This window comes from Streptomyces sp. ML-6 (assembly GCF_030116705.1).
Taxonomy (GTDB): Bacteria; Actinomycetota; Actinomycetes; order Streptomycetales; family Streptomycetaceae; genus Streptomyces.
This window is the reverse complement of record NZ_JAOTIK010000001.1, coordinates 7,043,192-7,065,940: the sequence shown is the minus strand read 5'-3', so window position 1 is coordinate 7,065,940 and position 22,749 is coordinate 7,043,192. Positions and strand designations below refer to the sequence as shown.

Here is a 22,749-nt window from a genome sequence, read left to right as displayed (position 1 = left end):
CTCACAGCCCCGTGGGGCTCGGCGTGCCGGCCGCTTGTCTCGTCGGCGTCATCAGGTAGGGCCGGACGCTCTTGACCAGCATCGTCATCTCGTAGCCGAGCACCGCCGCGTCCGCCTCGCGCCCGGCGAGGACGGCGAGGCAGGTGCCGGAGCCGGCGGTGGAGACGAACAGCAGGGTCGAGTCGAGCTCGACCACCACCTGGCGCACCTCGCCGCTGTCGCCGAAGCGCGCGCCGGCGCTGCGGCCGAGCGAGTACAGGCCGGCCGCCAGCGCCGCCATGTGGTCGGCGCTGTCGGCGTCCATGCCATGGAGGGATTTCACCAGCCCGTCGGCGGAGAGGAGAACCGCACTGCGTGTGTACGGGACGCGCTGGACCAGTCCGCTCAGCAGCCAGTCGAGGTCCGAGACCTGACCGGACGGCATATCGGTCGCCATGGTGCATCTACTCCTTGGAGGTGTTCGTTTCGAGGGAGTCGTCGGCCGGGGCCGTGCCCGTTCCCGGGACCGGGGTCGTGCCGGGGACGGGGGTCGTGCCGGGGACCGGGTACGGGGTGACGGTCGTGGGCCGTCCGCGTACCGGCAGCGGTTCGAGCGGGGGCCGGGTCCGCCACGGCTGCGGGGCCGTCCGCACCTCGGGGGTCGGGTCCGGCTCCCGGGCGGGTTCCGCCTCGGACTCGGATTCGGCGCGGGCCTCGGCGAGTTCGATGCCTCTGCGGAAGGCCGCCATGAGTCCCGGGTCGTGCAGGGCCTGTTCGTCCTCGGTGCGCGGTGCGGGTGCTTCCCTGAGCTGCGGGGCCAGGTGCTCCTGGTTGGCGCGCCTGGGCAGTTGGGGGCGGCTCATGGTGCCGCGCACCGCTCCGGGTCCGGGTGGGGATGCTCCGGGGGCGTCGGCCTCGGGGCGGGGCCCGTCCGGGGCGGGGCGGTGCGCACGCAGCGGGAGCGGCGGCGCCTCGTCCCGGTCCGGTGCCTGCTCGGGCGCCCCGTGCAGACGCAGCGGCTGGCCGGGGACGTACGGCCGGCGGGCGGGGTCCGTCCGTGGTCCCGGCGCGGGGGCCGGGGACGGGCCGGGGCCCTGGTCCGGCCGGTGGTGGCCGAGGGGCTCAACCGGCGGGTGGTGGCCGGCGGGCTCGGCCGGCGGGTGGTGCGCGGCCCCCGGCTGCGGGGCCGGGGGCGGGGCCGCCCCGTTCCTCTCCCCGGTGTCCCCGGCGCCGCCCAGCAGGGGCTGCGGGAGGACGAGTACGGCCTGGGTTCCTCCGTAGATGTTGCTCTGCAGCCGGACCGCGATGCCGTGCCGACGGGCCAGGGACGCGACCACGAACAGCCCGATCCGGCCGTCCTGCAGCAGGCGGGCCACGTTGACCTGGTCGGGGTCGGCGAGCAGGGCGTTCATCCGCTTCTGCTCGTTGCCCGGCAGGCCCAGTCCCCGGTCCTCCACCTCCAGCGCCAGCCCGGCGGTGACCTGTTGGGCGCGCAGGAGCACCTGGGTCTGCGGGGCGGAGAAGACGGTCGCGTTCTCCACCAGTTCGGCCAGCAGGTGGATCACGTCCGCCACGGCGTGGCCGCGCAACGTGCCGGCGATCGGTGGCACGAGCTTGACCCTCGGGTACTGCTCGACCTCCGCGATCGCCGAGCGCAGGACCTCGGTCATGCTGACCGGGTTGCTCCACTGCCGCCGGGACACCGCTCCGCCGAGGACGGCGAGGTTCTCGGCGTGCCTGCGGATGCGGGTGGCCAGGTGGTCGACGTGGAAGAGGCCCTTGAGCAGGTCGGGGTCCTCGACCTCGTGCTCCAGCTCGTCGAGCAGCTGGATCTCGCGGTGCACGAGCGACTGCAGCCGCCGGGCGAGGTTGACGAAGACCTCGACCTTCTGGTCCTCGCCGGAGTGGTCGGCGAGCCGGGACGCCTCGACGACCGAGGCCACCGCGGCCTCCTGCTGACGGCCCATCTCCTGGGCGAGCAGCTCGAAGGCGTCGCCCCCCGGAGCGACGGGCGGGGCGGGCTTGCGTACAGCCACCTGCTCGCCGTTGCGGAGCTGCTCCACCACGCGCTGCAGTTCCGCCTGCCCCTGGACGCTGACGCGGCGGAGCGCCAGGCACCGTCCGAAAACGGTGGTGGCGACCCGGTTGGCGGCGAGGAACGCGGCCAGCACCGCGGCGATCGCGAGCGCACCGGCCGCGCCCAGGGCGATCCAGAGGGTGGTGGACGGTCCGGCTCCCGTGAAGCGGACGGTGAAGACGACCGCTGCGGCCCCGCTGAGCGCCGCGGCGACGGTCGGCAGCACCGCGGTGCGCAGCAGTTGGGGGCGTATACGCGTCTCGGGGGACGGCTGGGCGGCGCGGGGTCTGGCCGCGGCCGAGTGGGAACGGGCACCGGGTCGGCCGTGCCGGCCGCCCTCGCGGCGTTCCGGTCGCGCTGCGGGTGCGCGAAGTTGAGACATCAGTGTCCTCGGTACGTGGGGCCCCAGGAATCGGCATCCATGCGGTGGCACCTACGGTGGTCGGTCAGGCTCGGTTCGTCGGTCGGGCTCGGAAGTCATGAGCCCACCGTTGATCACCGGCAACACACGGTAGTCGTCCCTCACGCGGGCGGGGCGGGGAGTTGTCGAACTTGCCCGCCATCCGTCCCGCTCTGGTATGAGAGCTCGCACGAAAGACCGATTACTCCGCATCCACGCCCGGCCGACGGCCACCCGAACGGCCGAGCGGAGCGGGCCCATGAACACACGAAACGGCTCGGCCCGCCCGGTCGTCCGGACGGACCGAGCCGCCTGCCGCGTCATGCGCGATCCACGCCCCGGGCGCGCGCCGCAACCGTCCCCGTTTTTCGTGCTGGCCGTCCCCCTTTTCCACGCCGGTCGAGGGGCCCGCCGGCCCGCGCCCCACCGGTCCTTGCGGCGGGCGCCGGAGACACCCGTTCCGGACCCGGCCCTATTCGGTGCGCAGGGCCGCGACGGTCCGGGCCCCGGCGGCCCAACAGGCGGGCAGGAGCGCGCCCAGGACGGCGATGAGCAGGCCACCGAGTGCGAGTGCCAGCCATTCGCCCCTGCCGTGGACGGCCATGACGGAGTCGGGGAGGCGGAGCCCCACGCTGTCGCCCATGGCCGGGAGGACCTGGCCGTGCAGCGCCACGCCGAGCGGCACGCCCAGCGCGCCCGCGGCGAGTCCGGTCACGAGGACCGAGGTGAGGACCATCGCGACGGTCTGCCGGGGGGTCATGCCCAGGGCCTTGTACACGCCGAGCTCCCGGACGCGCTCGCGGGTGTCGAGCAGTACGCCGTTGAGCACGCCGAGCGCGGCGACGGCGACGAGCATCAGCGTGAGGACCGCGGACAGCGCGTCGAGGGTGGCGACCATGTCGCTGCCGCCGTGGAGCGCGCCGGTCCGTGCGGTGACCCCCAGCGGTGTCAGGGCCTTGTTCAGGGCGGTGACGTAGGCGGACGCGTCGGTGCCCGGGGCAACCGCGATGTGATGGCTCGTGTCCGTCAGGTCGGGACGTGCGGCCGTGAGGGTCGGGGCGTCGAGGAAGACCTGCATGCCGTCGTTGCGGGGATCGAGGACCTCGCCGACGATCCGGACCGTGACCGGCTCGGCCAGGCCGCCGAGGGTGACGGTGTCGCCCAGGCGGGTGCCGGTGACGGCCAGGAAGGGGGTGGGGACCACGGCCTCGCCGGGCTTGTCGAACCAGCGGCCCGAGACCATCGTGTAGCCGCCCCAGGAGGCGTCGCCGGTGAAGGCGATCACGTCGACGATGCCGGTCGGGCCGGACACGGTCGCCCGGACCGTCGCGGCGCGGTAGTACCGCCCGGTTCCGTCGGCGGAGCCGACGACCGCGGCGACCGCGGCCGGATCGGTCCCGGGCCGCTGCTTCCCCGGGGCCGGGCCGTGGGGGCCGAAGTCGGGCATGGGCGCGGGTACGACCACGTCGGCGGCGTCGTGCGCCTTGGCCTTCATCACCTGGCCGAGCGAGCCGCCCATCCCCACGGTGAAGGTGACGGCGACGGTGCCGAACAGGATCGCCGTGCCCATGGCCAGCGCACGGGCGGGCCGCGCGAAGGGCCGGGTCAGGCCCAGGGCGACCGGTCGCGGCAACGGCAGCCGACCGGCCGGGCGCGCCGCCCACCGGCCGCGCCCCGCGGACGCGGTACGCCCGGCGGAGAGGGCGTCGACCGTGCGCAGTCGGCCGGCCCGCCGGGCACTCGCCCACGCGGTCGCCGCCACCAGGCCGAGCATCCCGGCGACCACCGCCAGGTCGACCAGCGGCTCGACGGCCGGGGACGAGGTGCCGTACACCTCCCCGGCCTCGGCCAGCACGGGGACGGCGAGCAGGTGCCCGGCGAGCACGCCGAGGACCGTGCCGGCGGCGGCCGGGACCAGTGCCTGTCCCACGTAGGCGCGCACCACCTGGGCCGGGGTGAAACCGACGGCCTTGAGGATGCCGATGCGACGCGTTCCCAGGCCGACGGCCGAGGCGATGACATTGCCGACGACGAGCACCGACATGACCAGGCCCAGCGCGCCGAACGCGGCGAGGAACGGGACGTAGAGGGCGGTTTCGCGCTCGGCGTTCTTCCTGACGGTGAGCCAGGACTGCTCGCCGGCGACCGCACCCGCCGGGAGGGTGGCCGTCACGGCCTTGCCGCCCGCGGTGATCCGCGCCGCACTGTTCGCCGAGGTGAAGCGGTAGAGCATCTGGTAACCACCTCTGCCGGAGGCGGTGAGCGCCGGCATCTGGGACGGGACCACCCAGGCGTCCGCGGTCCGGGTGACCGAGCGGGCGACGCCGACCACGGTCAGCACCGGCTCCCCGGGCAGCCCGGCGAAGGTGATCCTTCTGCCCGGGGTCGGGATCTGCGGGGAGTCGGCGGACAGCACGATCTCGCCGGGGCGGGTGGCCCAGCGCCCCTCGGTCAGCGCCACCTCGTCCACGTCGCGGCCGGGACCGGAGCGCCCGGCCACGGTCATCGGCCATCCGGGTCCCGCCGCGTCGGCCCGCGGGGTGACCGTGGCCGTGTGGAAGGGACCGGCCGCGCCGCTGACCCCCTCGGCGTCCTTGGACCGCGTCAGCTGTGCGGCGCTCACCTCGCGCGCGTCGAACCGGACGGACAGGTGTGCGCCGTGCTGCCGGGCGAAGGCGTCGTCGAAGGGCGCTCCGGAGACCACGAGAAGCGACCCGCCGAGGACGGAGGCGGCCACCGCCATCATCGTGGTGAGCCCGATCACCAGCGTCTGCACCCGGCGCCGTCCCACGCCCGAGCGCACCACCCTGCCGAGGGCGCTCATCGGGCGGTCTCCGGGGCGAGGTCCCGCGACGGGACGTCCTCGGTGATCCGGCCGTCGGCGATCCTGACCGTACGACTGGTGCAGGAGCGGGCCAGCGCGAGGTCGTGGGTGACCACGACGACGGTCTGGCCGTCGGCGTTGAGGCCGGCGAGCAGTCTGCTGACGTCCTGTCCCGCGGCCGTGTCCAGGGCTCCGGTCGGTTCGTCGGCCAGGAGCAGCGGCGGCCGGTTCATCAACGCCCGTGCCACCGCGACGCGTTGCCGCTCGCCGCCGGAGAGCCGCCCCGGGTGGGTGCGGGCGTGCCGGTCGATGCCGAGGTTCTCCAGGAGCTCCGTCGCGCGCCGGTCCGCCTCCGCACGGCCCATGCCCGCGAGCCGCGCGGGCAGCACGACGTTTTCGGCGACCGTGAGGTCGTCGAGCAGGTTGAAGAACTGGAAGACCATGCCGATCCTGTTCCGCCGGTGCAGCGCCGCCCCGGTCTCGCCCAGTTCGTCCACGCGCACCCCGGCCACGGTGACGGTCCCGGTGTCCGGCCGGTCCAGGCCCGCGAGCAGGTTGAGCAGGGTGGACTTGCCGCTGCCGGAAGGGCCGAGGACGGCGACGGCCTCGCCGCTCCGCACGGTCAGTGACACGTGCTGCAGCGCGGGCGGGCCGTCGTCGTACCGTCGGCTCACCTCGCGCAGTTCGATCACCGGCATGGTCATGAAAGGGCTCCTTCGGCACGGGTACCGGACCCCGTGGACGCTAGGAGCGCGCCCGGCCCCCGTGCGTCGGCCGCCCGGGCCCTTTGTCGTACCGCACCGGGACGAGCCGCCCGGGCGTCATCCCTGCGATGTAGGCGCCCGATGTACGCGGGCGCCGAAAACCGGCCGCCGAGGCGGACTCCGAGGGCGCGTGCGCCCGCGACAATGAGCCGGTGATGAACGTACGTACGACGGCGGGGCGGCTGGCGGGTTCGGCCCGTCGGGCGGTCCGTGACGCCAGAGTGCCGGCCGGTCCGCCGCTGCGGCTCACCCAACGCGCCCGGCGGTTCGACGTATTGCTGGCGCTGGTCCTCGGAATCGTCACCGTCTACTACGGCGTCGACAACGTCGGCAACGTCGTGGTGCGCGAGATCGCGCCCGGCGTGCGGGTCGCGCATCCGCGTCCGTCCGGGCCCGGCGGCCTGGTCCTCATGGTGACCCTCGCGGCCGTCGCCTCGGGTGCCCTGGCGCTGCGCCGCCGCTGTCCGCTCGCCGTGCTGTGCGTCGTGACGGCCGCGACGCTGGCGACGCCGCAGAGCGTCCTGCGGCTGACCTTCTACGCGTTCGTCATCGCCGTCTACAGCGCGGCCGTGTTCAGCCCGTACCGGACGGCGACCCTGGCGGCCCTGCCCGTGGCGGTCCTCCTGGTCAGCACCTCGGGGAACTCGGTGACACCGGTCGTCCCCAACGAGTACGTCGTCCTGCTGATCCTGGTCCCGATGGCCGGGGCCGCCCTCGGTCTTCGTACCTGGAAACTCCGCACCGACGAGGGACGGACCCGGCTCGCCGCCCTGGAACGCGAACAGGCCGAGACGCTGCGCCGGGCGGTCGAGCACGAGCGCGCGAGGATCGCCCGCGAACTGCACGACGTCGTCACGCACAACGTCAGCGTGATGGTCATTCAGGCCGGCGCCGCCCGCAAGATCATGAAGGCCGCCCCCGAGCAGGCCGGTGAGGCCCTGCTCGCCGTCGAGGCCGGTGGCCGGGCGGCCATGACCGAACTGCGGCACGTCATGGGCCTGCTCACCATGGCCGGGGACGGCGAACCGGCGGACGGGGACGGGGACTTGGCCGACGCGGGCACGGCGCTGGCCCCGCAGCCCGGCCTGGACCAGCTGGACGCGCTCGTCGGCCGCGTGCGGGAGGCCGGTCTGCCGGTCGACGTGACCGTGACCGGACCGCCCCGCGGACTTCCGCCCGGCATCGGGCTCGCCGTCTACCGGGTGGTCCAGGAAGCCCTGACCAACACCATGAAGCACGCGTCCGGGGCCACCGCCCGCGTGACCGTCGAGTACGGGCCGGACCGGCTCCGGGTGGAGGTCACCGACACCGGTGGACGTCCGGGGGCGGGCGCGACCACCGGAAACGGCCGGGGCCTCATCGGCCTGCGCGAACGCCTCGCCGTCTACGACGGAACCCTGAGCACCGGCCGACGCCTGACCGGCGGCTACCGTGTGGAAGCCCTGATCCCCCTGGAGGCACCATGACCGAGCAGCCGCCGCGGGTGGTCCTGGCCGACGACCAGACCCTGGTCCGCACCGGGTTCCGGATGATCCTCGGCGCCGACGGCATCGATGTCGTCGCCGAGGCGACCAACGGGGCCGAGGCGGTCGAAGCGGTCCGCCGCACCCGGCCCGACGTGGTCCTGATGGACATCCGGATGCCGGAGATGGACGGCCTGGAGGCCACCCGCCGCATCCTCACCGCTCCCCGGGCTCTCGACCCCGTGCGAGCGGGGGAGGCCCCGTCCCCCGGCGAACCCCGCGTCATCATCCTGACGACCTTCGACCTCGACCGGTACGTGTACGCGGCCCTGTCCGCCGGGGCCAGCGGCTTCCTCCTCAAGGACGTCACCCCCGAGCACCTGGCCTCGGCCGTGCGCACGGTCCGTACCGGTGACGCCCTCCTCGCGCCCGCCATCACCCGCCGCCTCGTGCAGCGGTTCGCCCGGCACGGCAGCGACGCCGCCGCCCTCCACCGCGACCTCGCCTCGCTCACGCCGCGCGAACTGGAGGTCCTCGGCCTGCTCGCCCGAGGGCTGAGCAACGCCGAACTCGCCGCCCGCCTCCATCTCGCCGAGACGACCGTCAAGACCCACGTCGCCCGCATCCTGGCCAAGCTCCGGCTGCGTGACCGGGTCCAGGCCGTCATCGTCGCCTACGAGACGGGGCTGGTCGGCGCGGGCGCGCCCGGAGCCGCCCAGCAGCCCGCCGGGCAGGGGTAGACCGACCACCGCGCCTCGCGGACCGACGTCACCGCCCGCCCGCGAGGTCGAGGTCCTCGCTGCGCGATCCGGCGACCGCCCCGGCCCGCCGGGGCCGACGCCACGGATGAGCGAGCGGGTGGGACACCCCGCGCCACCAGGGGTCCGAGGGCAGCTTCCCGGCGGGCTCGAACGGCTCGCCGGGACGGGGAAGCGCCACCGCCTGGCCCGCTTCCTCGGCCGAGTCCCTCGTCCACTCCCCCGGCTCGGCCCACGGGTGCAGAGCCAGGTTGAAGGTGCCCCAGTGGATGGGAAGCATCACGCCGGACGGCCTGCCGCCCTGGAGATCCAGGTGGGCCCGCATGCCCTCGGCCGGCGTCATGTGGATGTCGGGCCAGTACTCGGAGTACGCGCCGATCTGGATCATCGTCGCGTCGAACGGGCCGTGCGCGGCGCCGATCTCCGCGAAGCCGGGGAAGTAGCCCGTGTCCCCGCTGTGGTAAATCCGGTGCCCGGGCCCCGCGACGACCCAGGACGCCCAGAGCGTGTGCTGCTGGTTGCGCAGGCCTCGGCCGCAGAAGTGCCGGGCCGGGGTGGCCGTGAGGCTGATCCCGGCGACCTGCGTGGTCTCGTTCCAGTCCAGCTCGCGCATCCGGTCCGGTGACACGCCCCACCGTTCCAGATGGGCCCCGACCCCGAGCGGGACGACGAAGACCGTGCCCGTGCCCGCGAGGGCCCGGACCGTCGGCAGGTCGAGGTGGTCGTAGTGGTCGTGGGAGATCACCACCGCGTCCACCGGGCCGAGCGCGGCGAGCGGCAGCGGCACGGGGTGCAGCCGCCGGGGCCCGGCGAAGGCGAAGGGCGAACAGCGTTCGCCCCACACCGGGTCGAAGAGCACCCGTCGGCCGTCGATCTCGGCGAGCACGCCGGAGTGGCCCATCCAGGTGAGCCGCAGCCCCGTGGCGGGCGGCTCGGCGAGATCGGCGTAGGTGGTGGCATGGACGGGCACGGTGCCGGCCGGCGCCCGGCGCACCCGCTCCTCCTTGCGGAAGTAGACCTTGGCGAACTCCAGTGCCGAACCGGACGGTCCGGTCCGCGCCCCCACCGGGTTCCGGAAGGCGCCGTCGGCGAAGTTGGGCGAACGGCGGATGCGCTCCATCCGGGCACCGTCCGGATCCGCGCCGAAGGCGAGGGGACGTTGCGCACGCAGCCGGGTGCGCAGCGGGGGCAAGGGGGCGGCGCCGGTCACGGCATCTCCTGGGTGGGGCGGTCCTGTCCCCTTGCGGGGAGGGAGTACGACGGTGCGGGAACGGAACGGCCGGCGGAGCGCCGCACGGGGCGGCGGCCCGGCCGGGCCGCGTCAGCCACGCGACTGCCCGTACACGTGCTCGATGTGCAGTCGCAGTACGAGGCGCCGGTCCCGGACCATCGCCGCGCGGTAGTCGTCCCAGTCGGGGTGTTCGCCCTGGACGTCGCGGTAGAGCGTGATCAGCTCCTCCACCGTCGCGTCGTGCGGCTCGGCGGCGACCGGGGACAGTTCGGCGGTGGCGTCCACCACCGTCCACGCCCAGCGGTCCGCGCTGGTGACGTGGTAGCTCGCCCGCGGGTCGCGGCGCAGGTTCCTGGTCTTCACCCGGCCGTCGGTGATCGAGACGCGGACGATGCGCTCCTGCGGATAGTAGAAGTGATTGACATTGGACAGCTGGGGTCTGCCGTCCCGCCCGAGTGTCACGAGCACCCCGCCGTTCTCCTCGGCGAGCAGCCCGAGCAGTGCTTCCTGTCGTGCGTCGAATCCCGTCATGCCGGAACCAACGTCCGCGCCCGCCGCAGGATTCCGCTTCCGGTGGCGTCCATGTCACATCCGCGGGGTCGCCATCCGTCGCATCGGTGTGAGCGGCCCGCCCACGGCGTCCCACGGCGTCGCCGGGCGGCGCCCACACCGTATCGAAATCACGTTCGGAAGTCGTATACGAAGGAGAATGGACATGACCACCCGCGTATCGCTCGACCCGCCCCGCACCCTGCTGTTCCGTGCCGTTTCGTGGTACTCGAAGCGCAGGTACGGCAAGGTCGTCGATCCCGTACGGGCCTACGCCCATCACACCGGGGTGCTGTGGTCCCTGGTCCGTCTCGAACTGGCTGCGGGCCGCTGGAAGAAGCTCGACCCCCGGCTCGGGGCACTGGCCGTGATGACGTCGGCGGCCACCGTCGGTTGCAGCTGGTGCCTGGACTTCGGCTACTGGGAGAACCACCGCCACGGCATGGACCCGCGCAAACTGCGCGAGGTGCCGGTGTGGCGGGAGAGCGAGGCGTACACCCCGCTGGAGCGCGACGTCATGGAGTACTCGGAGGCCATGAGCGTCACCCCGCCCGAGGTCGGTGACGTGTTGGCGGAGCGGTTGCGGACCGTGCTGGGCGAGGAGGCGTTCGTCGAGCTCACGACCATGGTGGCGTTGGAGAACATGCGTTCCCGGACCAACTCCGCGCTCGGTCTGACCAGCCAGGGCTTCAAGGACCGGTGCGAGCTCGAACGCCCCGCGTCCCGCTGACCGCCACGGTCGCTCCGGCCGGCCGGCCGCTCGGCCGCTCGGCCGACCGGCCGACCGGCCGGAGCCCCGGTTGCCGCGGCGCCCGGGGCGGGCGGAGGCGGCAGCGGGGATGTCGGCGCAGGTCCAGGGTCCGGGCCCCGGCCGAACCGGGACGGGGCCGACACGGTTGCGCCCCCGGTCTTTCCGCCGGAGGCATATTCGTTAGGGTGACGCCGTGGCAAGAGTGCGGTTGAGCGTGGCGGAACGACGCGAAGAGCTCCTGCGCGCTGCCGTCGAGCAGATCGAGGTGCGGGGGGTCGCGGCGGTCCGGATCGCCGATGTCGCCTCCGTGCTCGGCGTGAGCAACGCGCTCGTGCTCTATCACTTCTCGACCAAGGAAAAGCTGGTCGCGGCGGCCTTCGCCCATGCCGCCGAGGCCGATCTCGCCCATCTGCGCAAGCTGTTGGGCCGTCGCACGAGCGCGGTGCGCCGGCTGCGCGCCGCCGTCCGCTGGTACGCGCCGACGGGGCAGGCCAAGGGCTGGCGGCTGTGGATCGAGGGCTGGGCCGGTTCGCTGCGCGATCCGGCGCTGCGCAACGTGGCCGGCGATCTCGACCAGCAGTGGAAGGCGGAACTGGCCGAGGTCATCGAAGAGGGCGCCGCCGCCGGTGAGTTCCAGTGCGACGACCCGATGTCGGCGGCCTGGCGGCTGACCGCCCTGCTGGACGGCCTGGCCGTGCAGATGATCTCGTACGCGGGCCCGCTCTCCCGCACCACGATGCTGTCCTGGACCGACGAGGCGCTCGCCCGCGAACTCGGCATCGACCGCGCGATGCTGACGGCCTGACCCGACGGCCCGCCCCGTCGTGCACGGGGCGGCGCTCCGTCCGGCCGACGGGGGTCAGGTCTGCTGCAGGGGCGCGTACTCCTCGCTCCCGACCCCGAAGGTCCAGGCCACCCCCTCCTTCGCGGTCCGGGTGCCCGGCGGCACCCGGAGCCAGTAGACGCGGTGCGTTCCGTCCGGCTCCGGGGTGGAGTTGACCACCTCGACCATCACCACGTCCTCGTCGCCGGCCAACGCGATCCGCCAGAGGACACCGGTCTCGTCCCGGTGCACCGGCTCGGCACCCGACTCGCTCAGATAGCGGTCGTAGCCGTAGAACTCCAGCATCACGCGTCGCAGTTCGGCGTTCTCCTCCTCGCGTATCCGCTTCGGGGTCAGCGCGTTGAGCTCGTCGAGGAACTCGGCGGGCACCGGCATGCCGCGCCAGGCATAGAGGGCGAAGCCGTCGGCGTAGGCCAGCGCGGGGCCGTCCCCCCGGTCCAGCCGCCCCGCCTCGTCCCGGTGCAGTGCCTGCGGTCGCTCGCTGATCACCACGGCACGCTCGTAGGGCCACCACCAGCCCGCGTTCCTGGCCACCTCGGCCAGGCCGTTCAGCCGGTCGCCCCGGCCGTCGAAGGCCGCGAGCCAGGCCGCGTCGTGCTGGCCGAGGACGGCGTCGAGCAGCACCAGCCGGACATCGGACTCGTCCTCCGGGCGCTTGGCGAGGTCCGCGACGACCCCGGCCCGGATCCGGTCGGCGAGCGCCGCAGTGGTCTCCCACAGCTGTGCCCCCGTCGCGGACCACAGGGCGGACCAGCCCGCCGGGCCCAGTTCGTCGTACATCCGGCGGCGCTCCTGCGCCCAGGGCCGGGTCCGCACCTCCTCGCGCACCGAGCGGCCGGCGTCCACCAGCTTCTCGACGGCCTCCACCGCTGCCCGGGGCGATTCGACCCAGACGATCCGCTCCGGCTCGGCGAGCCCCGCGCTGCGGTAGGCGAGCCGCAGCCCGTCCTCGGCCGCGGCCCGGTCCGCCGTGCCCGTCGCCGCCGCCACGGTCCGCCATGAGTCCACGTACTGCATCGGTCTTCCCCGTCCCCTGATTCCGTGTGTTCGCGTTGTTCGCGTTGTTCGCGTATTGGTGTGTCTGTGCGTCCGTGCGCAGCGGCTGCGCACGGAGCGTCCTCTTGTTCGTGGTGCGTGAGGCTCGGCGCGCTGCGGTGATCCGGTGTGCCGCCGTGCCCCGAACCGTGCTCCGGCGCGTCAGTCCGCGACGATGCGGACCGCTCCCGGCGCGTACTCCCGCTGGCGCACCACCCGGTACCAGCCCTTCGGCAGCGGTATCGTCGCGTGCTCCTCGTGCACCACCCGTCCGCCCTCGGGGAGATGGAGCAGCATCGGCCCGAAGGCCCCCGCCTCGCGCATCAGTCGGCCCGGCCCCTGGATGGCGTGGGCGTGGCCGGTGACCTCGCCCAGCGCGAGGACCATGCGGCCCCGGCCGTCCCGCGGCTCGCCCGGCGCCTCCAGGAGCTGCGCGGGCACCTCCGACTCCTCCAACGACATGATCAGTACATCGCCCTGCCGGTACACAGACGTCTCCCCTCGATGGCCGCACCCGCTGTGCCGGCCACGCAGAAAACGCTACGACGGGGGTCTGACAATCGACCGCGGCGCCGCCCGTCCGGTCCCGGTCCCCCGCCGCGGGCGGTCCCGGCCGTGCCGTTGTCAGTGCGGCTTGATAAACCTTGGGGACATCAGTCGTCCCCCAGTACCAGGAGCTCAGGGTCATGTCCGGTGTGGACCATCTGCACGAGTTTTTCGGCCTTCCCGTCGTCCAGTTCCAGCACACGGCGGAGGAAGCGCCCGTGCAGGCCGCCGACGCGGCAGCCTGGCGCATCTCGGTGGAACCGTACGAGGAGGAAACGACCTGGGAAGAGGCGTTCGAGGCGTTCCTGCGGACGGTCGACCCGGCCGGGGTGCGGGCTCTGATCATCGGCCAGTGGGGCGAGTCGTACGAGGAGAAGTCGTCCTACCCGATCGACCTGGTCATCGCCGCCGCCGACCGGTTCACCTCGCTGCGGGCCGTCTTCGTCGGCGACCTGATCATGGAAGAGAGCGAGATCTCCTGGATCGAGCAGTCGGACGTCACGGCGCTGCTCAGGGCCTTCCCCGAGCTGGCCGAACTGGGGGTGCGCGGTGGTTCGGAGCTGGTCTTCACGCCCTCGAAGCACGAGCGGCTGAGCGCGCTGACCATCGAGACCGGGGGCCTGCCGGTCAGTGTGATCCGCGGCATCCTGGACAGTGAGCTGCCCGCGCTGGAGCGGCTCGACCTCTGGCTCGGCGTGTCCGCGTACGGCGGCGACGCCGATGTGGCGGACCTCGCCCCGCTGCTCTCCGGCACCCGCTTCCCCCGGCTCACCCATCTCGGCCTGCGCAACAGCGAGTTGCAGAACGAGATCGCCTCGGCCGTCGCCAGTGCCCCGGTCGTCGCGCAGCTCCGGGTCCTCGACCTGTCCAACGGCACGCTGGGCGACGAGGGCGCGGCGGCGCTGCTGGACGGCCAGCCCCTCACCCATCTCGAACGGCTCGATCTGCACCACCACTTCATGACCGAGCCGATGGAGCGCCGGGTCACGGAGGCGCTGGAACCGCACGGCGTGCGGGTCGACGTGTCGGAACGCAACAAGCCCTGGGGCGACCGCGGCGCCGAGGGCCGTTACACCTCGGTCGCGGAGTGATGCGCGGTGTCGGACATCGACCACCCCGAAACGTTCCACGGCCTGCCCGTCCTCACCCTGCCCGGTCCTGACCGCGCCTCCGAGGCCCCTCTCCCGGACGCCGGCTCGGTGGCGTGGCGGCTGGAGAGCGCCTGGCAGGGCGACCTGACCTTCGGCGCGCTGTGGCAGCACTTCGTCGACACGGTCGACACGACACGGGTGCGGGCCCTGCTGATCGGCCCCTGGTGGCAGGAGGAGTACGAGAACTTCGCCCCCGTCGTCGAGCTGCTGACCGGCCACGCCGACCGGTTCCCGGCCCTGCGGGCGCTCTTCCTCGCCGATGTGGTCGGTGAGGAGTGCGAGCTGTCGTGGCTCGAGATGTGCGACATCACCCCGGTGGTCGAGGCGTTCGGGCAGCTGGAGGAGCTGACGGTGCGCGGCTGCGGCGACTCGTTCGACGACCGGGAGGTCCTCGCCCTGCGGCCGGTTCGGCACCCGGCGCTCAAGTCGCTGCGGTTCGAGTCCGGCGGGCTGCCGGCCGGGATCGTGCGGGCGGTCGGGGCGTCGGAGCTGCCCGCGCTGGAGCACCTCGACCTCTGGCTGGGCGTCACCGAGTACGGCGGCGACACGACGGTCGCGGACCTCTCTCCGCTGCTGTCCGGGGCGGCGTTCCCCGCCCTGCGCCATCTGGGGCTGCAGAACAGCGAGATCCAGGACGAGATCGCGGCGGCGGTCGCCTCCGCGCCGGTCGTCGCCCGGCTGGAGTCGCTCTCCCTCGCGATGGGCACCCTGGGCGACGAAGGAGCGCAGGCGCTGCTCTCGGGCCAGCCCCTCACCCATCTGGCCTCGCTGGATCTGCACCACCACTACATCGGCGCCCCGCTGGTGGAGCGCCTGCGGGACCTGCTGGGTCCCGACCGGGTGAACACCGAGCTCGACGAGGTCGAGTACTGGGACCCGGAAGAGGACGAGCACCGCTATGTCGCCGTCAGCGAATAGCGCGCCCGGTCCGGCGCCGCGCTTCGCCGTCGTGGGTGTGCCCGGCAACCGCCGGGTCGCGTTCTTCCAGGACGCCGTGCGCGCCGCCGGGCTGCCGACGGCGCGCGTCGTGCCCTGGCTGGACGTCCTGCGCGGCGCGGCGGCCTTCCGTCCGGGCGAGACCGTGCGGATGGACTCGCCCGGCGAGGACGCCGAGGTGGAGCGGCTGCTCAGGGCGGTCGACGATCCGACCCGGGTCGAGGGGACCGCGCTCTGGTACGCCCGGTTCACCGAAGCCGTCCGGGCGGTGGGGCGGGCGGCGGACGCCGCCGGGGCCGTACTGCTCGACGATCCCGACGAGGCCGCGGTGCTGTTCGACAAGCGGCTCTGCCATGCCGTGCTGGACGGCGCCGGTGTGCCCGTCCCGGCGTCGCCGACCTCGGGCGCCGCGGCGCCGGTGGTGCGGGACTGGGCGGACGTGCGCGAGCGGATGGCGGCCCTGGGCACGCCCCGGGTCTTCGTGAAGCTCGCGCACGGTTCGTCCGCCTCGGGGGTCCTGGCCGTGGAGACGGCCGGGCCCGGCCGGATCAGGGCCACCACCTCGGTGGAGCGGGACGCCTCCGGCCGGCTGTTCAACTCGTTGCGGGTGCGCCGCTGCACGACGGAACCGGAGGTCGCCGCGATCGTCGACGCGCTGGCGCCCGACGGGCTGCACATCGAGCGCTGGCTGCCCAAGGCGACCCGGCGCGGCCGGGCGACGGACCTGCGGGTCGTGGTGGTGGCGGGCAGGGCCACCCATGCCGTCGTGCGTACCAGCAGGTCCCCCATGACCAATCTTCACCTCGGCGGCGAACGCGGAAGCCTCGACGAGGTCCGGGAGGCCGTCGCGGCCGCGGGCGGCAGCTGGGCCGAGGCCCTGGCCGTGTGCGAGCGGGCGGCGGCGTGTTTCCCGGACACGCTGTGCGTGGGCGTCGATCTGCTGCCCTCGACCGACTGGCGGCGCTTCGCCGTCGGGGAGGTCAACGCCTTCGGCGACCTGCTGCCGCGGCTGACCGGACTCCCCGGCAGCGGCGTCGAGGGACTGGACACCTACGCGGCGCAGGTCGCCGCCGTACAGAACAGAGCAAGGAACCACCGTGCAACCGCCACCGCCTGACACCGCGCCCGCCCCCTCGGCCACCCCGCCCCCGGACACGGGCGAACCGGACATGAGCGAGATCGTGGGCAGCCACGATCTGCTGCTCGTCACCCTCGACACGCTGCGCCACGACGTGGCGGTGGAGCTCGCCGCCGCGGGGCGCATCCCGAACCTGGCGCGCCATCTGCCGGGCGGGGTCTGGGAGAAACGCCACGCGCCGGGCAGTTTCACCTACGCGTCCCACCAGGCGATCTTCGCGGGCTTCCTGCCGACCCCGGCCGGTCCCGGGCCGCATCCCCGGCTGTTCGCGGCGCGTTTCGCCGGCAGTGAGTCCACCGCGTCGGGCACCTTCGTCTTCGACCGGCCGGACCTGATGTCCGCCCTCGCCGACGTGGGCTACCGCACGGTGTGCATCGGCGGGGTCGGTTTCTTCAACCGGCAGCCGCCGCTCGGTTCCGTGCTGCCGGACATGTTCCAGGAGAGCCACTGGGAACCGGAGTTCGGCGTGGCGTCGCCCACCTCCTTCGAGGCGCAGGTCGCCCGCGCCGAGCAGGTCGTGGCCGGGCTCCCGGCCGAGCAGCGGCTGTTCCTCTTCGTGAACGTGTCCGCCCTGCACCAGCCCAACTGGTTCCACCGGCCGGGAGCCACCCGCGAGGCGGGCGACTCCCGCGCCACCCACGCCGCCGCCCTGGAGTACGTCGACGCCCACATCGGCCGGCTCTTCGCCGCCGCGAGCAGCCGTCGCCGCTGCTTCGCCATCGTGTGCTCCGACCACGGCACGGCATACGGGGACGACGGCTACACCGGTCACCGGCTCGGGCACGAGTCCGTCTGGACCGTTCCGTACGCGCACTTCTTCCTGGAACCGGGGGCCACCGCACCATGAGCCGCACCACGACCACCGCACCGGCCGTCCGCCCGTATCAAAGCTACGTCTACGCCTACCCGCACAAGACCGCCTACCGGCCGCTCGCCGACCGGCCGGAGCTGCGCGAGCTGTGGGCGGGCGAGCGCCGGGACGCGCTCTCGCTCTATCTCCACATACCCTTCTGCGAGGTCCGCTGCGGCTTCTGCAACCTCTTCACCAGGATCGGCGCGCCCGACGAGCTGACGACCCGTTATCTCGATGCGCTGGACCGGCAGGCCGTGGCCGTCCGGGAGGCGCTGGGCGACGCCGAGCCGGTGCGTTTCGCGGCGGCCGCGTTCGGCGGGGGCACGCCCACGTTCCTGACGGCGGCGGAGCTGGACCGGCTCTGCGACATCGCGGAGAAGCGGATGGGCGCCGATCTGCGCTCCGTCCCGCTGTCGGTCGAGACGTCGCCGTCGACCGCGACCGCCGACCGGCTGGCCGTCCTGGCGGACCGGGGCGCGACCAGGATCAGCATCGGGGTGCAGAGCTTCGTCGAGGCCGAGGCGCGCGCCGCCGTGCGCCCGCAGCGCCGTGCCGACGTGGAGGCGGCGCTCGACCGGATCCGCGACGCCGGGTTCCCGGTCCTCAACATCGACCTGATCTACGGCATCGACGGCCAGACCGAGGACAGCTGGCGCACCTCGCTGGACGCGGCGCTCGGCCGGCGGCCGGAGGAGCTGTACCTCTACCCGTTGTACGTGCGCCCGCTGACCGGTCTGGGGCGGCTCGGCGCCGACGGCGAGGCGGCGGCGGACGCGGCCTGGGACGAGCAGCGGCTGCGGCTGTACCGCGCGGGCCGGGACCATCTCCTGGCCCACGGGTACGAGCAGGTCTCGATGCGGATGTTCCGCCGTGCCGACGCCCCGCGCACGGACGGCCCGGACGACCACGCCTGCCAGACCGACGGGATGATCGGCCTGGGGTGCGGGGCCCGTTCGTACACCACGGAGCTGCACTACTCCTTCGACTACGCGGTGGAGATGCGGGAGGTGCGGGCGATCATCGACGGCTACACCGCCACCGAGGACTTCTCGCGCGCCGAGGTCGGCCGGTACGTCGACGGCGACGAGGCCCGTCGCCGTCACCTCCTGCAGTCGGTCCTCCAGGCCGAGGGGCTGCGGATCGACGACTACCGGGAGCGGTTCGGCACCTCGCCCGCCGACGACTTCCCCGCCGAGCTGGCCCGCTTCGAGGCCCGCGGCTGGCTCGACGCGTCGGCCGGCGGAGCCGGGCTGCTGCGGCTCTCCCCCGAGGGCCTGGCCCACTCCGACGCCCTGGGTCCCGAGCTCTTCTCCCCCGGTGTACGGGCCGCGATGGCCGCGTACGAATTGAAGTGAGCGCGTCCATGGACCTGACCATCCTCTACCGCGGCCCGCTCTCCTCGTGCGACTACGACTGCCCGTACTGCCCGTTCGCCAAGCGGCGCGACAGCCGGGAGCAGCTGCGCGCCGACCGCGCCGCCCTGGAGCGGTTCACGGCGTGGGCCGCGGCGCAGACCGGCGACCGGCTCTCGGTGCTGTTCACGCCGTGGGGCGAGGGCCTGGTCCGTTCCTGGTACCGCCGGGCGCTGGTCGAGCTGGCGCGGCTGCCGCAGGTCCGCCGGGTCGCGATCCAGACCAACCTCAGCAGCCGTACGGGCTGGCTGGCCGAGGCGGACGGGACCGACCGCGAGAAGATCGCGCTCTGGTGCACGTACCACCCGGGGCAGACGCCGTACGAGAGGTTCCTCGGCAAGTGCCGGGAGCTGACCGCGCTGGGCGTCCGGTACAGCGTCGGGATCGTCGGGCTCGACGAGCACCTGGCGGAGGCCCGGCGGCTGCGGGCCGCGCTGCCGGACGAGGTCTACCTGTGGGTGAACGCCGCGGAGGGCCACACCTATACGGACGAGGAGGCGGACCGCTGGACGGCCGTCGACCCGCTCTTCCCGTACAGCCGGCATCCGCACCGGTCGGCGGGGCTGCCCTGCCGGACCGGTGAGTCGGTCGTCTCGGTGGACGGGGAGGGCACCGTGCGGCGCTGCCACTTCGTACCGGCGGAACTCGGCAACCTCTACGACGGGAGCTACCGGCGGGCGCTCGGGCCGCGGGCCTGTCCGCTGGCGGTCTGCGACTGCCACATCGGGTACGTGCATCTGGAGACGCTGCCGCTGTACGACGTCTTCGCGGGCGGTGTGCTGGAGCGGATACCGGCGTCGTCGCCGCCGTCCCTCCCCGGACGGGCCTGAGGCCCGGATCCGTCCGTCGTACGGCCGGGCCCGGGCCCACCCGCTTCCGTTCTGCGAGGAATACTTCGGGGTCTTTCGTCGGGATCATGCCGGTCCGATCCCGACGAAAGAGCCTAGAGCGGCAGCAGGTCCGGCCGCTTCGCTTCGACGTGGTCGCCGGAGGACTCGCCGCGCAGCCGTCGGCCGATCCACGGCACCAGGTACTCGCGCGCCCAGTGGATGTCGTCGCGCCGCACTTCGAGCGTGCCGCGCTGGGCCTGCGGGGGCCATTCCTGGTCGGGGTCGGCCGGCACCTCCATGCCGAGGACCTGGGCGGCGCGCAGCGCGACCCTGGTGTGTCCCTCGGGCGAGAGGTGGAGCCGGTCGTCGTCCCAGGCGCGCCGGTCCTGGACGGACCGCAGCGACCACAGGTCGAGGACCGGGCACCCGTAGCGGTCCGCGATGGCCCGCACATGGGCGTTGTACGTGGCGATCTTGCCGCGCAGATGGCGCAGCACGGGGACGCCGCGGGTGTCGAAGCCGGTGGTGATCATGACCGTCCCGACCGATCCGGTCAGGTCGGCGACCGCGCGCTCGAAGCGCTCGGCCACGTCGTCGGGGTCGGTCCCGGGGCGGATGATGTCGTTGCCGCCCGCGCAGAAGCTCACCAGGTCGGGGGCGAGTTCCTTGGCGCGCGGCACCTGCTCCTCGACGATCTGGTCGAGGAGGCGTCCACGTACGGCGAGGTTGGCGTACCGGAAGTCCCCGTGGGGGCCCACGTCCGGTCCGGTGTCCGGGAGTTGGTCCGCGAGGAGTACCGCGAACCGGTCCGCCCAGCCGACGAAGGTCCCGTCCGGGCCCGGGTCGCCGACTCCCTCGGTGAAGCTGTCGCCGATCGCCGCGTACGACCCGATGACACCATGTCGGTTGGTGATGCCACGTTGATTTTTTCTCGAATCGTCTGCCACAAGCGCTTATCCTGCACCGACGAATGTGACCTACGCGACCGTAATATGGGGTTGACGAGAGGTGAGATAGACCACCCGGTCAGTTTTTGGCAAAGGGGGAATACGCCGAAGGGGCGGTGCGCCGTCGCGCACCGCCCCTTCCGTTTCACCCGGGCCGGATTCCGCCGTCCGGTTGCCCGGCCGTACGGATCAGGCGTGGATCCACACGGATCAGACGTGGATGCCGTGCGAGGCCAGGTAGGCGATGGGGTCGATGTCCGAGCCGTACGCCGGACCGGTGCGGACCTCGAAGTGCAGGTGCGGGCCGGTGGAGTTGCCGGTGGAGCCGGAGAGGCCGATCTGCTGCCCGGCGCTCACGCTCTGGCCCGCCGAGACGGAGAGGGAGGACATGTGGCCGTACTGCGAGTAGCGGCCGTCGGCGTGCTTGATGACGACCTGGTTGCCGTACGCGCCGCCCCAGCCGGCGGTGACGACGGTGCCCGAGGTGATGGCCTTCACGCTGGTGCCGGTGGAGACGGGGAAGTCGATCCCGCTGTGGCTGCCGCTGGACCAGTTGGAGCCGGAGGCCCGGTAGTTGGTGGTGTGGTTGCCGGGAACCGGGTGGACGTAACCGGAGCCGGCGCCCTGAGCGGCCGGGGCGGAGGTCGCGGCCTTGGACTGGGCGGCGGGCGCGGTCTTGACCGGAGCCGACTTGACCGGGGCCGACTTCTTCGCGGTCGAGGGCACCGAGGGGGCCTTCGACGGGAGGGACGAGCCGGTGCCCGCGCCGGTGGACGCGGCGCCGCCGGACGCCTTGGCGCCGAGGGTCAGCTTCATGCCCGGGAAGATCAGGCCGGGGTTCTCGCCGACGACCTGGCGGTTGTCCTGGTACAGCTTCTGCCAGCCGCCCTGGACCTTGTGCTCGGCCGCGATCTTCGCCAGGTAGTCGCCGGGGACGACGGAGTACGTCGTGGCGGCGGGGGCCTGCTTCTGCGCGACCGGCTGGGCGGGCGCGGTGGTGACGGGAGCCTGCTGCGGCACGGCGGCCGGGGCGGCCTGCTCCGCGGCGTGGGCACCGGTGGCGCCGAGCAGCGGGAGCGCGATGACGGCGCCACCGGCGCTCGCCGCGACGACGCCGCGGGCGATGGGGCCGACCTTGGGACGACGGTGCTTACCCGATATGGGCATGAAGTATTTCCTCTCCGGCGCCTGCGAGGTGAGCTGTCGGGTTCGGGCTGGAGATGCCCGGCCGCGCGAGCGCGACTTCACCCCTAGCCGGCCGGATTTCCCGGTCGGCGACTTACCTGGTTCCCCCGCTCCTGCCACGCGATCAGTGGGTGCGAATTCCGGGCGGCGGCAGGATTGGGCGGTCCGTCCGGATTGACGGTGACCGTAGGCGAGCCGGGACACCGAGAACAAGCCACGAGTTCCGGGCCGGATTCCACACCCGGGAAATCGGCACGGAATTCCGGTCACCCTCCGTGGATTAAGGATCTTGCCTTTCCGCGCCGCGCACGGAATTCCCGACCGCTCCTTCGCCACACACCGTCACGGATATGATCCCGCTCACCAATGGGCGGCCATCCCCCACGCAATCCGAGCAAGTTGCTCGAAAGCGCACATTTTGGACATGGCTCGCGCGTCGCCCCTTTCGGAGCCTCAGCACGCGCGTCAAGATCCCCCGGGGCGGGGCGTGCGGCCCCGAGTCGGTCGATCAGCGCGTACCGGGCAGCCACGTGCTCGACCCGGGGCCTCTGCGGATACCCCTCACCCGGCCACCCCGCATCGGTGAAACAGCGGTTGAAATCCCATTTCGCCCAGTCGACGGGAGCGCTGGAGAGCAGGGTGTCCAGCTGTTCCAGGAGATATTCGCGCACATCGGTGCGGGCCGGTTCAGCACCAGCCGATTGCGGCAATCGGCCCGCTTCCCGCTTGGGAAGTGCCGCACCCGGTCCGGGTGCGCACGATGGAGATCATTGTCCGGGTCAGCCCTTTCCGGTTCGACCCGGATTTCGAAGGGCCGGGAGGACGGCTCCGGCTCCTTCGCCAGGGGCTCGGCCGCCACGAGGGAGAGCTTCGGCCTCCAGTTACAGGTGGATCAGCTCGTTCCGCTCGGTGAGCCGCAGCGCGTCACCGCTGTCCGCCCCGGCGAGCAGCCGGACCCGGCCCGCGGGCCATTCACCGGGCGGACCGGCCGCAGGAACAAGGGAGTTCGCGAGGGTCACAGGGGTATCGACAGGCAATGGCCGAGATGATTGCCTGAGGAATCCATGTCGTATCGT

21 protein-coding genes, 1 pseudogene and 1 riboswitch are annotated in these 22,749 nt (G+C 73.1%); of the genes and pseudogenes, 10 read left to right on the top strand and 12 right to left on the bottom strand.

All coding sequences use genetic code 11. The annotated features are described in order from the left end of the window. Position 1 precedes the first annotated feature (1 nt). The 4 genes from OCT49_RS31045 to OCT49_RS31030 form a co-directional block, all read right to left on the bottom strand. The gene (locus OCT49_RS31045) at positions 2 to 436 is read right to left on the bottom strand and encodes a roadblock/LC7 domain-containing protein (RefSeq protein WP_148840873.1); all 435 of its coding nucleotides are present in this window, start codon (positions 434 to 436) and stop codon (positions 2 to 4) included. Between the two features lie 7 nt (positions 437 to 443). Beyond that, entirely contained in the window at positions 444 to 2,438 is a 1,995-nt protein-coding gene (locus tag OCT49_RS31040; protein WP_283855120.1) for a sensor histidine kinase, read from the bottom strand. A gap of 490 nt (positions 2,439 to 2,928) precedes the next feature. Beyond that, complete coding sequence (locus OCT49_RS31035) at positions 2,929 to 5,280, bottom strand: ABC transporter permease (RefSeq protein ID WP_283855119.1); 2,352 nt, start codon at positions 5,278 to 5,280, stop codon at positions 2,929 to 2,931. Next, positions 5,277 to 5,984: an ABC transporter ATP-binding protein gene (locus OCT49_RS31030; RefSeq protein WP_283855118.1), complete on the bottom strand. Its 708-nt coding sequence runs from the start codon at positions 5,982 to 5,984 to the stop codon at positions 5,277 to 5,279. Before OCT49_RS31030 ends, OCT49_RS31035 begins: the two co-directional genes overlap by 4 nt. 215 nt (positions 5,985 to 6,199) lie before the next feature. Between OCT49_RS31030 and OCT49_RS31025 the strand changes: the two genes are divergently transcribed. Together OCT49_RS31025 and OCT49_RS31020 are read left to right on the top strand one after the other, a co-directional pair. Continuing rightward, positions 6,200 to 7,510, top strand: a complete 1,311-nt coding sequence (locus OCT49_RS31025; protein ID WP_283855117.1) for a sensor histidine kinase — start codon at positions 6,200 to 6,202, stop codon at positions 7,508 to 7,510. Further along, a complete protein-coding gene (locus OCT49_RS31020) occupies positions 7,507 to 8,247 on the top strand; it encodes a response regulator (RefSeq protein ID WP_283855116.1) in 741 nt (246 codons plus the stop codon). Before OCT49_RS31025 ends, OCT49_RS31020 begins: the two co-directional genes overlap by 4 nt. 28 nt (positions 8,248 to 8,275) lie before the next feature. Here OCT49_RS31020 and OCT49_RS31015 read toward each other — a convergent pair whose 3' ends face one another. Together OCT49_RS31015 and OCT49_RS31010 are read right to left on the bottom strand one after the other, a co-directional pair. Further along, on the bottom strand, positions 8,276 to 9,475 hold the full coding sequence (locus tag OCT49_RS31015; protein ID WP_283855115.1) for an MBL fold metallo-hydrolase: 1,200 nt from the start codon (positions 9,473 to 9,475) through the stop codon (positions 8,276 to 8,278). A 111-nt stretch (positions 9,476 to 9,586) separates the two neighbouring features. Beyond that, entirely contained in the window at positions 9,587 to 10,027 is a 441-nt protein-coding gene (locus OCT49_RS31010) for a PPOX class F420-dependent oxidoreductase (RefSeq protein WP_283855114.1), read from the bottom strand. A 184-nt stretch (positions 10,028 to 10,211) separates the two neighbouring features. On the opposite strand from OCT49_RS31010, the gene OCT49_RS31005 reads away from it, so the two are divergent. Next, a complete protein-coding gene (locus OCT49_RS31005; protein WP_283855113.1) occupies positions 10,212 to 10,775 on the top strand; it encodes a carboxymuconolactone decarboxylase family protein in 564 nt (187 codons plus the stop codon). Between the two features lie 235 nt (positions 10,776 to 11,010). Beyond that, the gene (locus OCT49_RS31000; RefSeq protein WP_283855998.1) at positions 11,011 to 11,601 is read left to right on the top strand and encodes a TetR/AcrR family transcriptional regulator; all 591 of its coding nucleotides are present in this window, start codon (positions 11,011 to 11,013) and stop codon (positions 11,599 to 11,601) included. A 54-nt stretch (positions 11,602 to 11,655) separates the two neighbouring features. Here OCT49_RS31000 and OCT49_RS30995 read toward each other — a convergent pair whose 3' ends face one another. Together OCT49_RS30995 and OCT49_RS30990 are read right to left on the bottom strand one after the other, a co-directional pair. After that, on the bottom strand, positions 11,656 to 12,657 hold the full coding sequence (locus tag OCT49_RS30995; RefSeq protein WP_283855112.1) for a DUF6745 domain-containing protein: 1,002 nt from the start codon (positions 12,655 to 12,657) through the stop codon (positions 11,656 to 11,658). A 180-nt stretch (positions 12,658 to 12,837) separates the two neighbouring features. Further along, entirely contained in the window at positions 12,838 to 13,164 is a 327-nt protein-coding gene (locus tag OCT49_RS30990; protein ID WP_283855111.1) for a DUF8820 family protein, read from the bottom strand. A 197-nt stretch (positions 13,165 to 13,361) separates the two neighbouring features. On the opposite strand from OCT49_RS30990, the gene OCT49_RS30985 reads away from it, so the two are divergent. The 6 genes from OCT49_RS30985 to OCT49_RS30960 are packed head-to-tail and all read left to right on the top strand — an operon-like array spanning position 13,362 to position 19,541. Continuing rightward, complete coding sequence (locus tag OCT49_RS30985; protein ID WP_283855110.1) at positions 13,362 to 14,312, top strand: STM4015 family protein; 951 nt, start codon at positions 13,362 to 13,364, stop codon at positions 14,310 to 14,312. Between the two features lie 6 nt (positions 14,313 to 14,318). Further along, positions 14,319 to 15,290, top strand: coding sequence for an STM4015 family protein (locus OCT49_RS30980; RefSeq protein WP_283855109.1), 972 nt, complete (start codon positions 14,319 to 14,321; stop codon positions 15,288 to 15,290). Next, positions 15,271 to 16,425 (top strand): STM4014 family protein, encoded by a 1,155-nt coding sequence (locus OCT49_RS30975; RefSeq protein ID WP_283855108.1) that lies wholly within the window; start codon positions 15,271 to 15,273, stop codon positions 16,423 to 16,425. The genes OCT49_RS30980 and OCT49_RS30975 overlap by 20 nt, the downstream gene beginning before the upstream one ends. 52 nt (positions 16,426 to 16,477) lie before the next feature. Further along, positions 16,478 to 17,293 (top strand): STM4013/SEN3800 family hydrolase, encoded by an 816-nt coding sequence (locus tag OCT49_RS30970; protein WP_283855997.1) that lies wholly within the window; start codon positions 16,478 to 16,480, stop codon positions 17,291 to 17,293. Then, entirely contained in the window at positions 17,290 to 18,654 is a 1,365-nt protein-coding gene (locus tag OCT49_RS30965) for an STM4012 family radical SAM protein (protein ID WP_283855107.1), read from the top strand. Before OCT49_RS30970 ends, OCT49_RS30965 begins: the two co-directional genes overlap by 4 nt. A gap of 8 nt (positions 18,655 to 18,662) precedes the next feature. Beyond that, positions 18,663 to 19,541, top strand: coding sequence for an STM4011 family radical SAM protein (locus tag OCT49_RS30960; protein ID WP_283855106.1), 879 nt, complete (start codon positions 18,663 to 18,665; stop codon positions 19,539 to 19,541). A 113-nt stretch (positions 19,542 to 19,654) separates the two neighbouring features. On the opposite strand, the gene OCT49_RS30955 is transcribed toward OCT49_RS30960, so the two are convergent. The 4 genes and pseudogenes from OCT49_RS30955 to OCT49_RS30940 form a co-directional block, all read right to left on the bottom strand. Further along, on the bottom strand, positions 19,655 to 20,488 hold the full coding sequence (locus tag OCT49_RS30955) for an SGNH/GDSL hydrolase family protein (protein ID WP_283855105.1): 834 nt from the start codon (positions 20,486 to 20,488) through the stop codon (positions 19,655 to 19,657). 210 nt (positions 20,489 to 20,698) lie between these two features. After that, positions 20,699 to 21,655: a M23 family metallopeptidase gene (locus OCT49_RS30950; protein ID WP_283855104.1), complete on the bottom strand. Its 957-nt coding sequence runs from the start codon at positions 21,653 to 21,655 to the stop codon at positions 20,699 to 20,701. 3 nt (positions 21,656 to 21,658) lie between these two features. Next, positions 21,659 to 21,813: riboswitch (cyclic di-AMP (ydaO/yuaA leader) on the bottom strand. A gap of 342 nt (positions 21,814 to 22,155) precedes the next feature. Then, positions 22,156 to 22,523: pseudogene (locus tag OCT49_RS30945) on the bottom strand (alpha-galactosidase); the annotation flags it as partial. 31 nt (positions 22,524 to 22,554) lie between these two features. Then, the gene (locus OCT49_RS30940; RefSeq protein WP_283855103.1) at positions 22,555 to 22,692 is read right to left on the bottom strand and encodes a hypothetical protein; all 138 of its coding nucleotides are present in this window, start codon (positions 22,690 to 22,692) and stop codon (positions 22,555 to 22,557) included. Positions 22,693 to 22,749: the final 57 nt, after the last annotated feature.

Coding starts and splice junctions, on each gene's coding strand:
- OCT49_RS31010 (WP_283855114.1), bottom strand. CDS start 10,027: ATGACGGGATTCGACGCACGACAGGAAGCACTGCTCGGGCTGCTCGCC.
- OCT49_RS31005 (WP_283855113.1), top strand. CDS start 10,212: ATGACCACCCGCGTATCGCTCGACCCGCCCCGCACCCTGCTGTTCCGT.
- OCT49_RS30965 (WP_283855107.1), top strand. CDS start 17,290: ATGAGCCGCACCACGACCACCGCACCGGCCGTCCGCCCGTATCAAAGC.
- OCT49_RS31030 (WP_283855118.1), bottom strand. CDS start 5,984: ATGACCATGCCGGTGATCGAACTGCGCGAGGTGAGCCGACGGTACGAC.
- OCT49_RS30975 (WP_283855108.1), top strand. CDS start 15,271: ATGTCGCCGTCAGCGAATAGCGCGCCCGGTCCGGCGCCGCGCTTCGCC.
- OCT49_RS31035 (WP_283855119.1), bottom strand. CDS start 5,280: ATGAGCGCCCTCGGCAGGGTGGTGCGCTCGGGCGTGGGACGGCGCCGG.
- OCT49_RS30995 (WP_283855112.1), bottom strand. CDS start 12,657: ATGCAGTACGTGGACTCATGGCGGACCGTGGCGGCGGCGACGGGCACG.
- OCT49_RS31020 (WP_283855116.1), top strand. CDS start 7,507: ATGACCGAGCAGCCGCCGCGGGTGGTCCTGGCCGACGACCAGACCCTG.
- OCT49_RS30985 (WP_283855110.1), top strand. CDS start 13,362: ATGTCCGGTGTGGACCATCTGCACGAGTTTTTCGGCCTTCCCGTCGTC.
- OCT49_RS31045 (WP_148840873.1), bottom strand. CDS start 436: ATGGCGACCGATATGCCGTCCGGTCAGGTCTCGGACCTCGACTGGCTG.
- OCT49_RS30970 (WP_283855997.1), top strand. CDS start 16,478: ATGAGCGAGATCGTGGGCAGCCACGATCTGCTGCTCGTCACCCTCGAC.
- OCT49_RS31040 (WP_283855120.1), bottom strand. CDS start 2,438: ATGTCTCAACTTCGCGCACCCGCAGCGCGACCGGAACGCCGCGAGGGC.
- OCT49_RS31025 (WP_283855117.1), top strand. CDS start 6,200: ATGAACGTACGTACGACGGCGGGGCGGCTGGCGGGTTCGGCCCGTCGG.
- OCT49_RS30950 (WP_283855104.1), bottom strand. CDS start 21,655: ATGCCCATATCGGGTAAGCACCGTCGTCCCAAGGTCGGCCCCATCGCC.
- OCT49_RS30960 (WP_283855106.1), top strand. CDS start 18,663: ATGGACCTGACCATCCTCTACCGCGGCCCGCTCTCCTCGTGCGACTAC.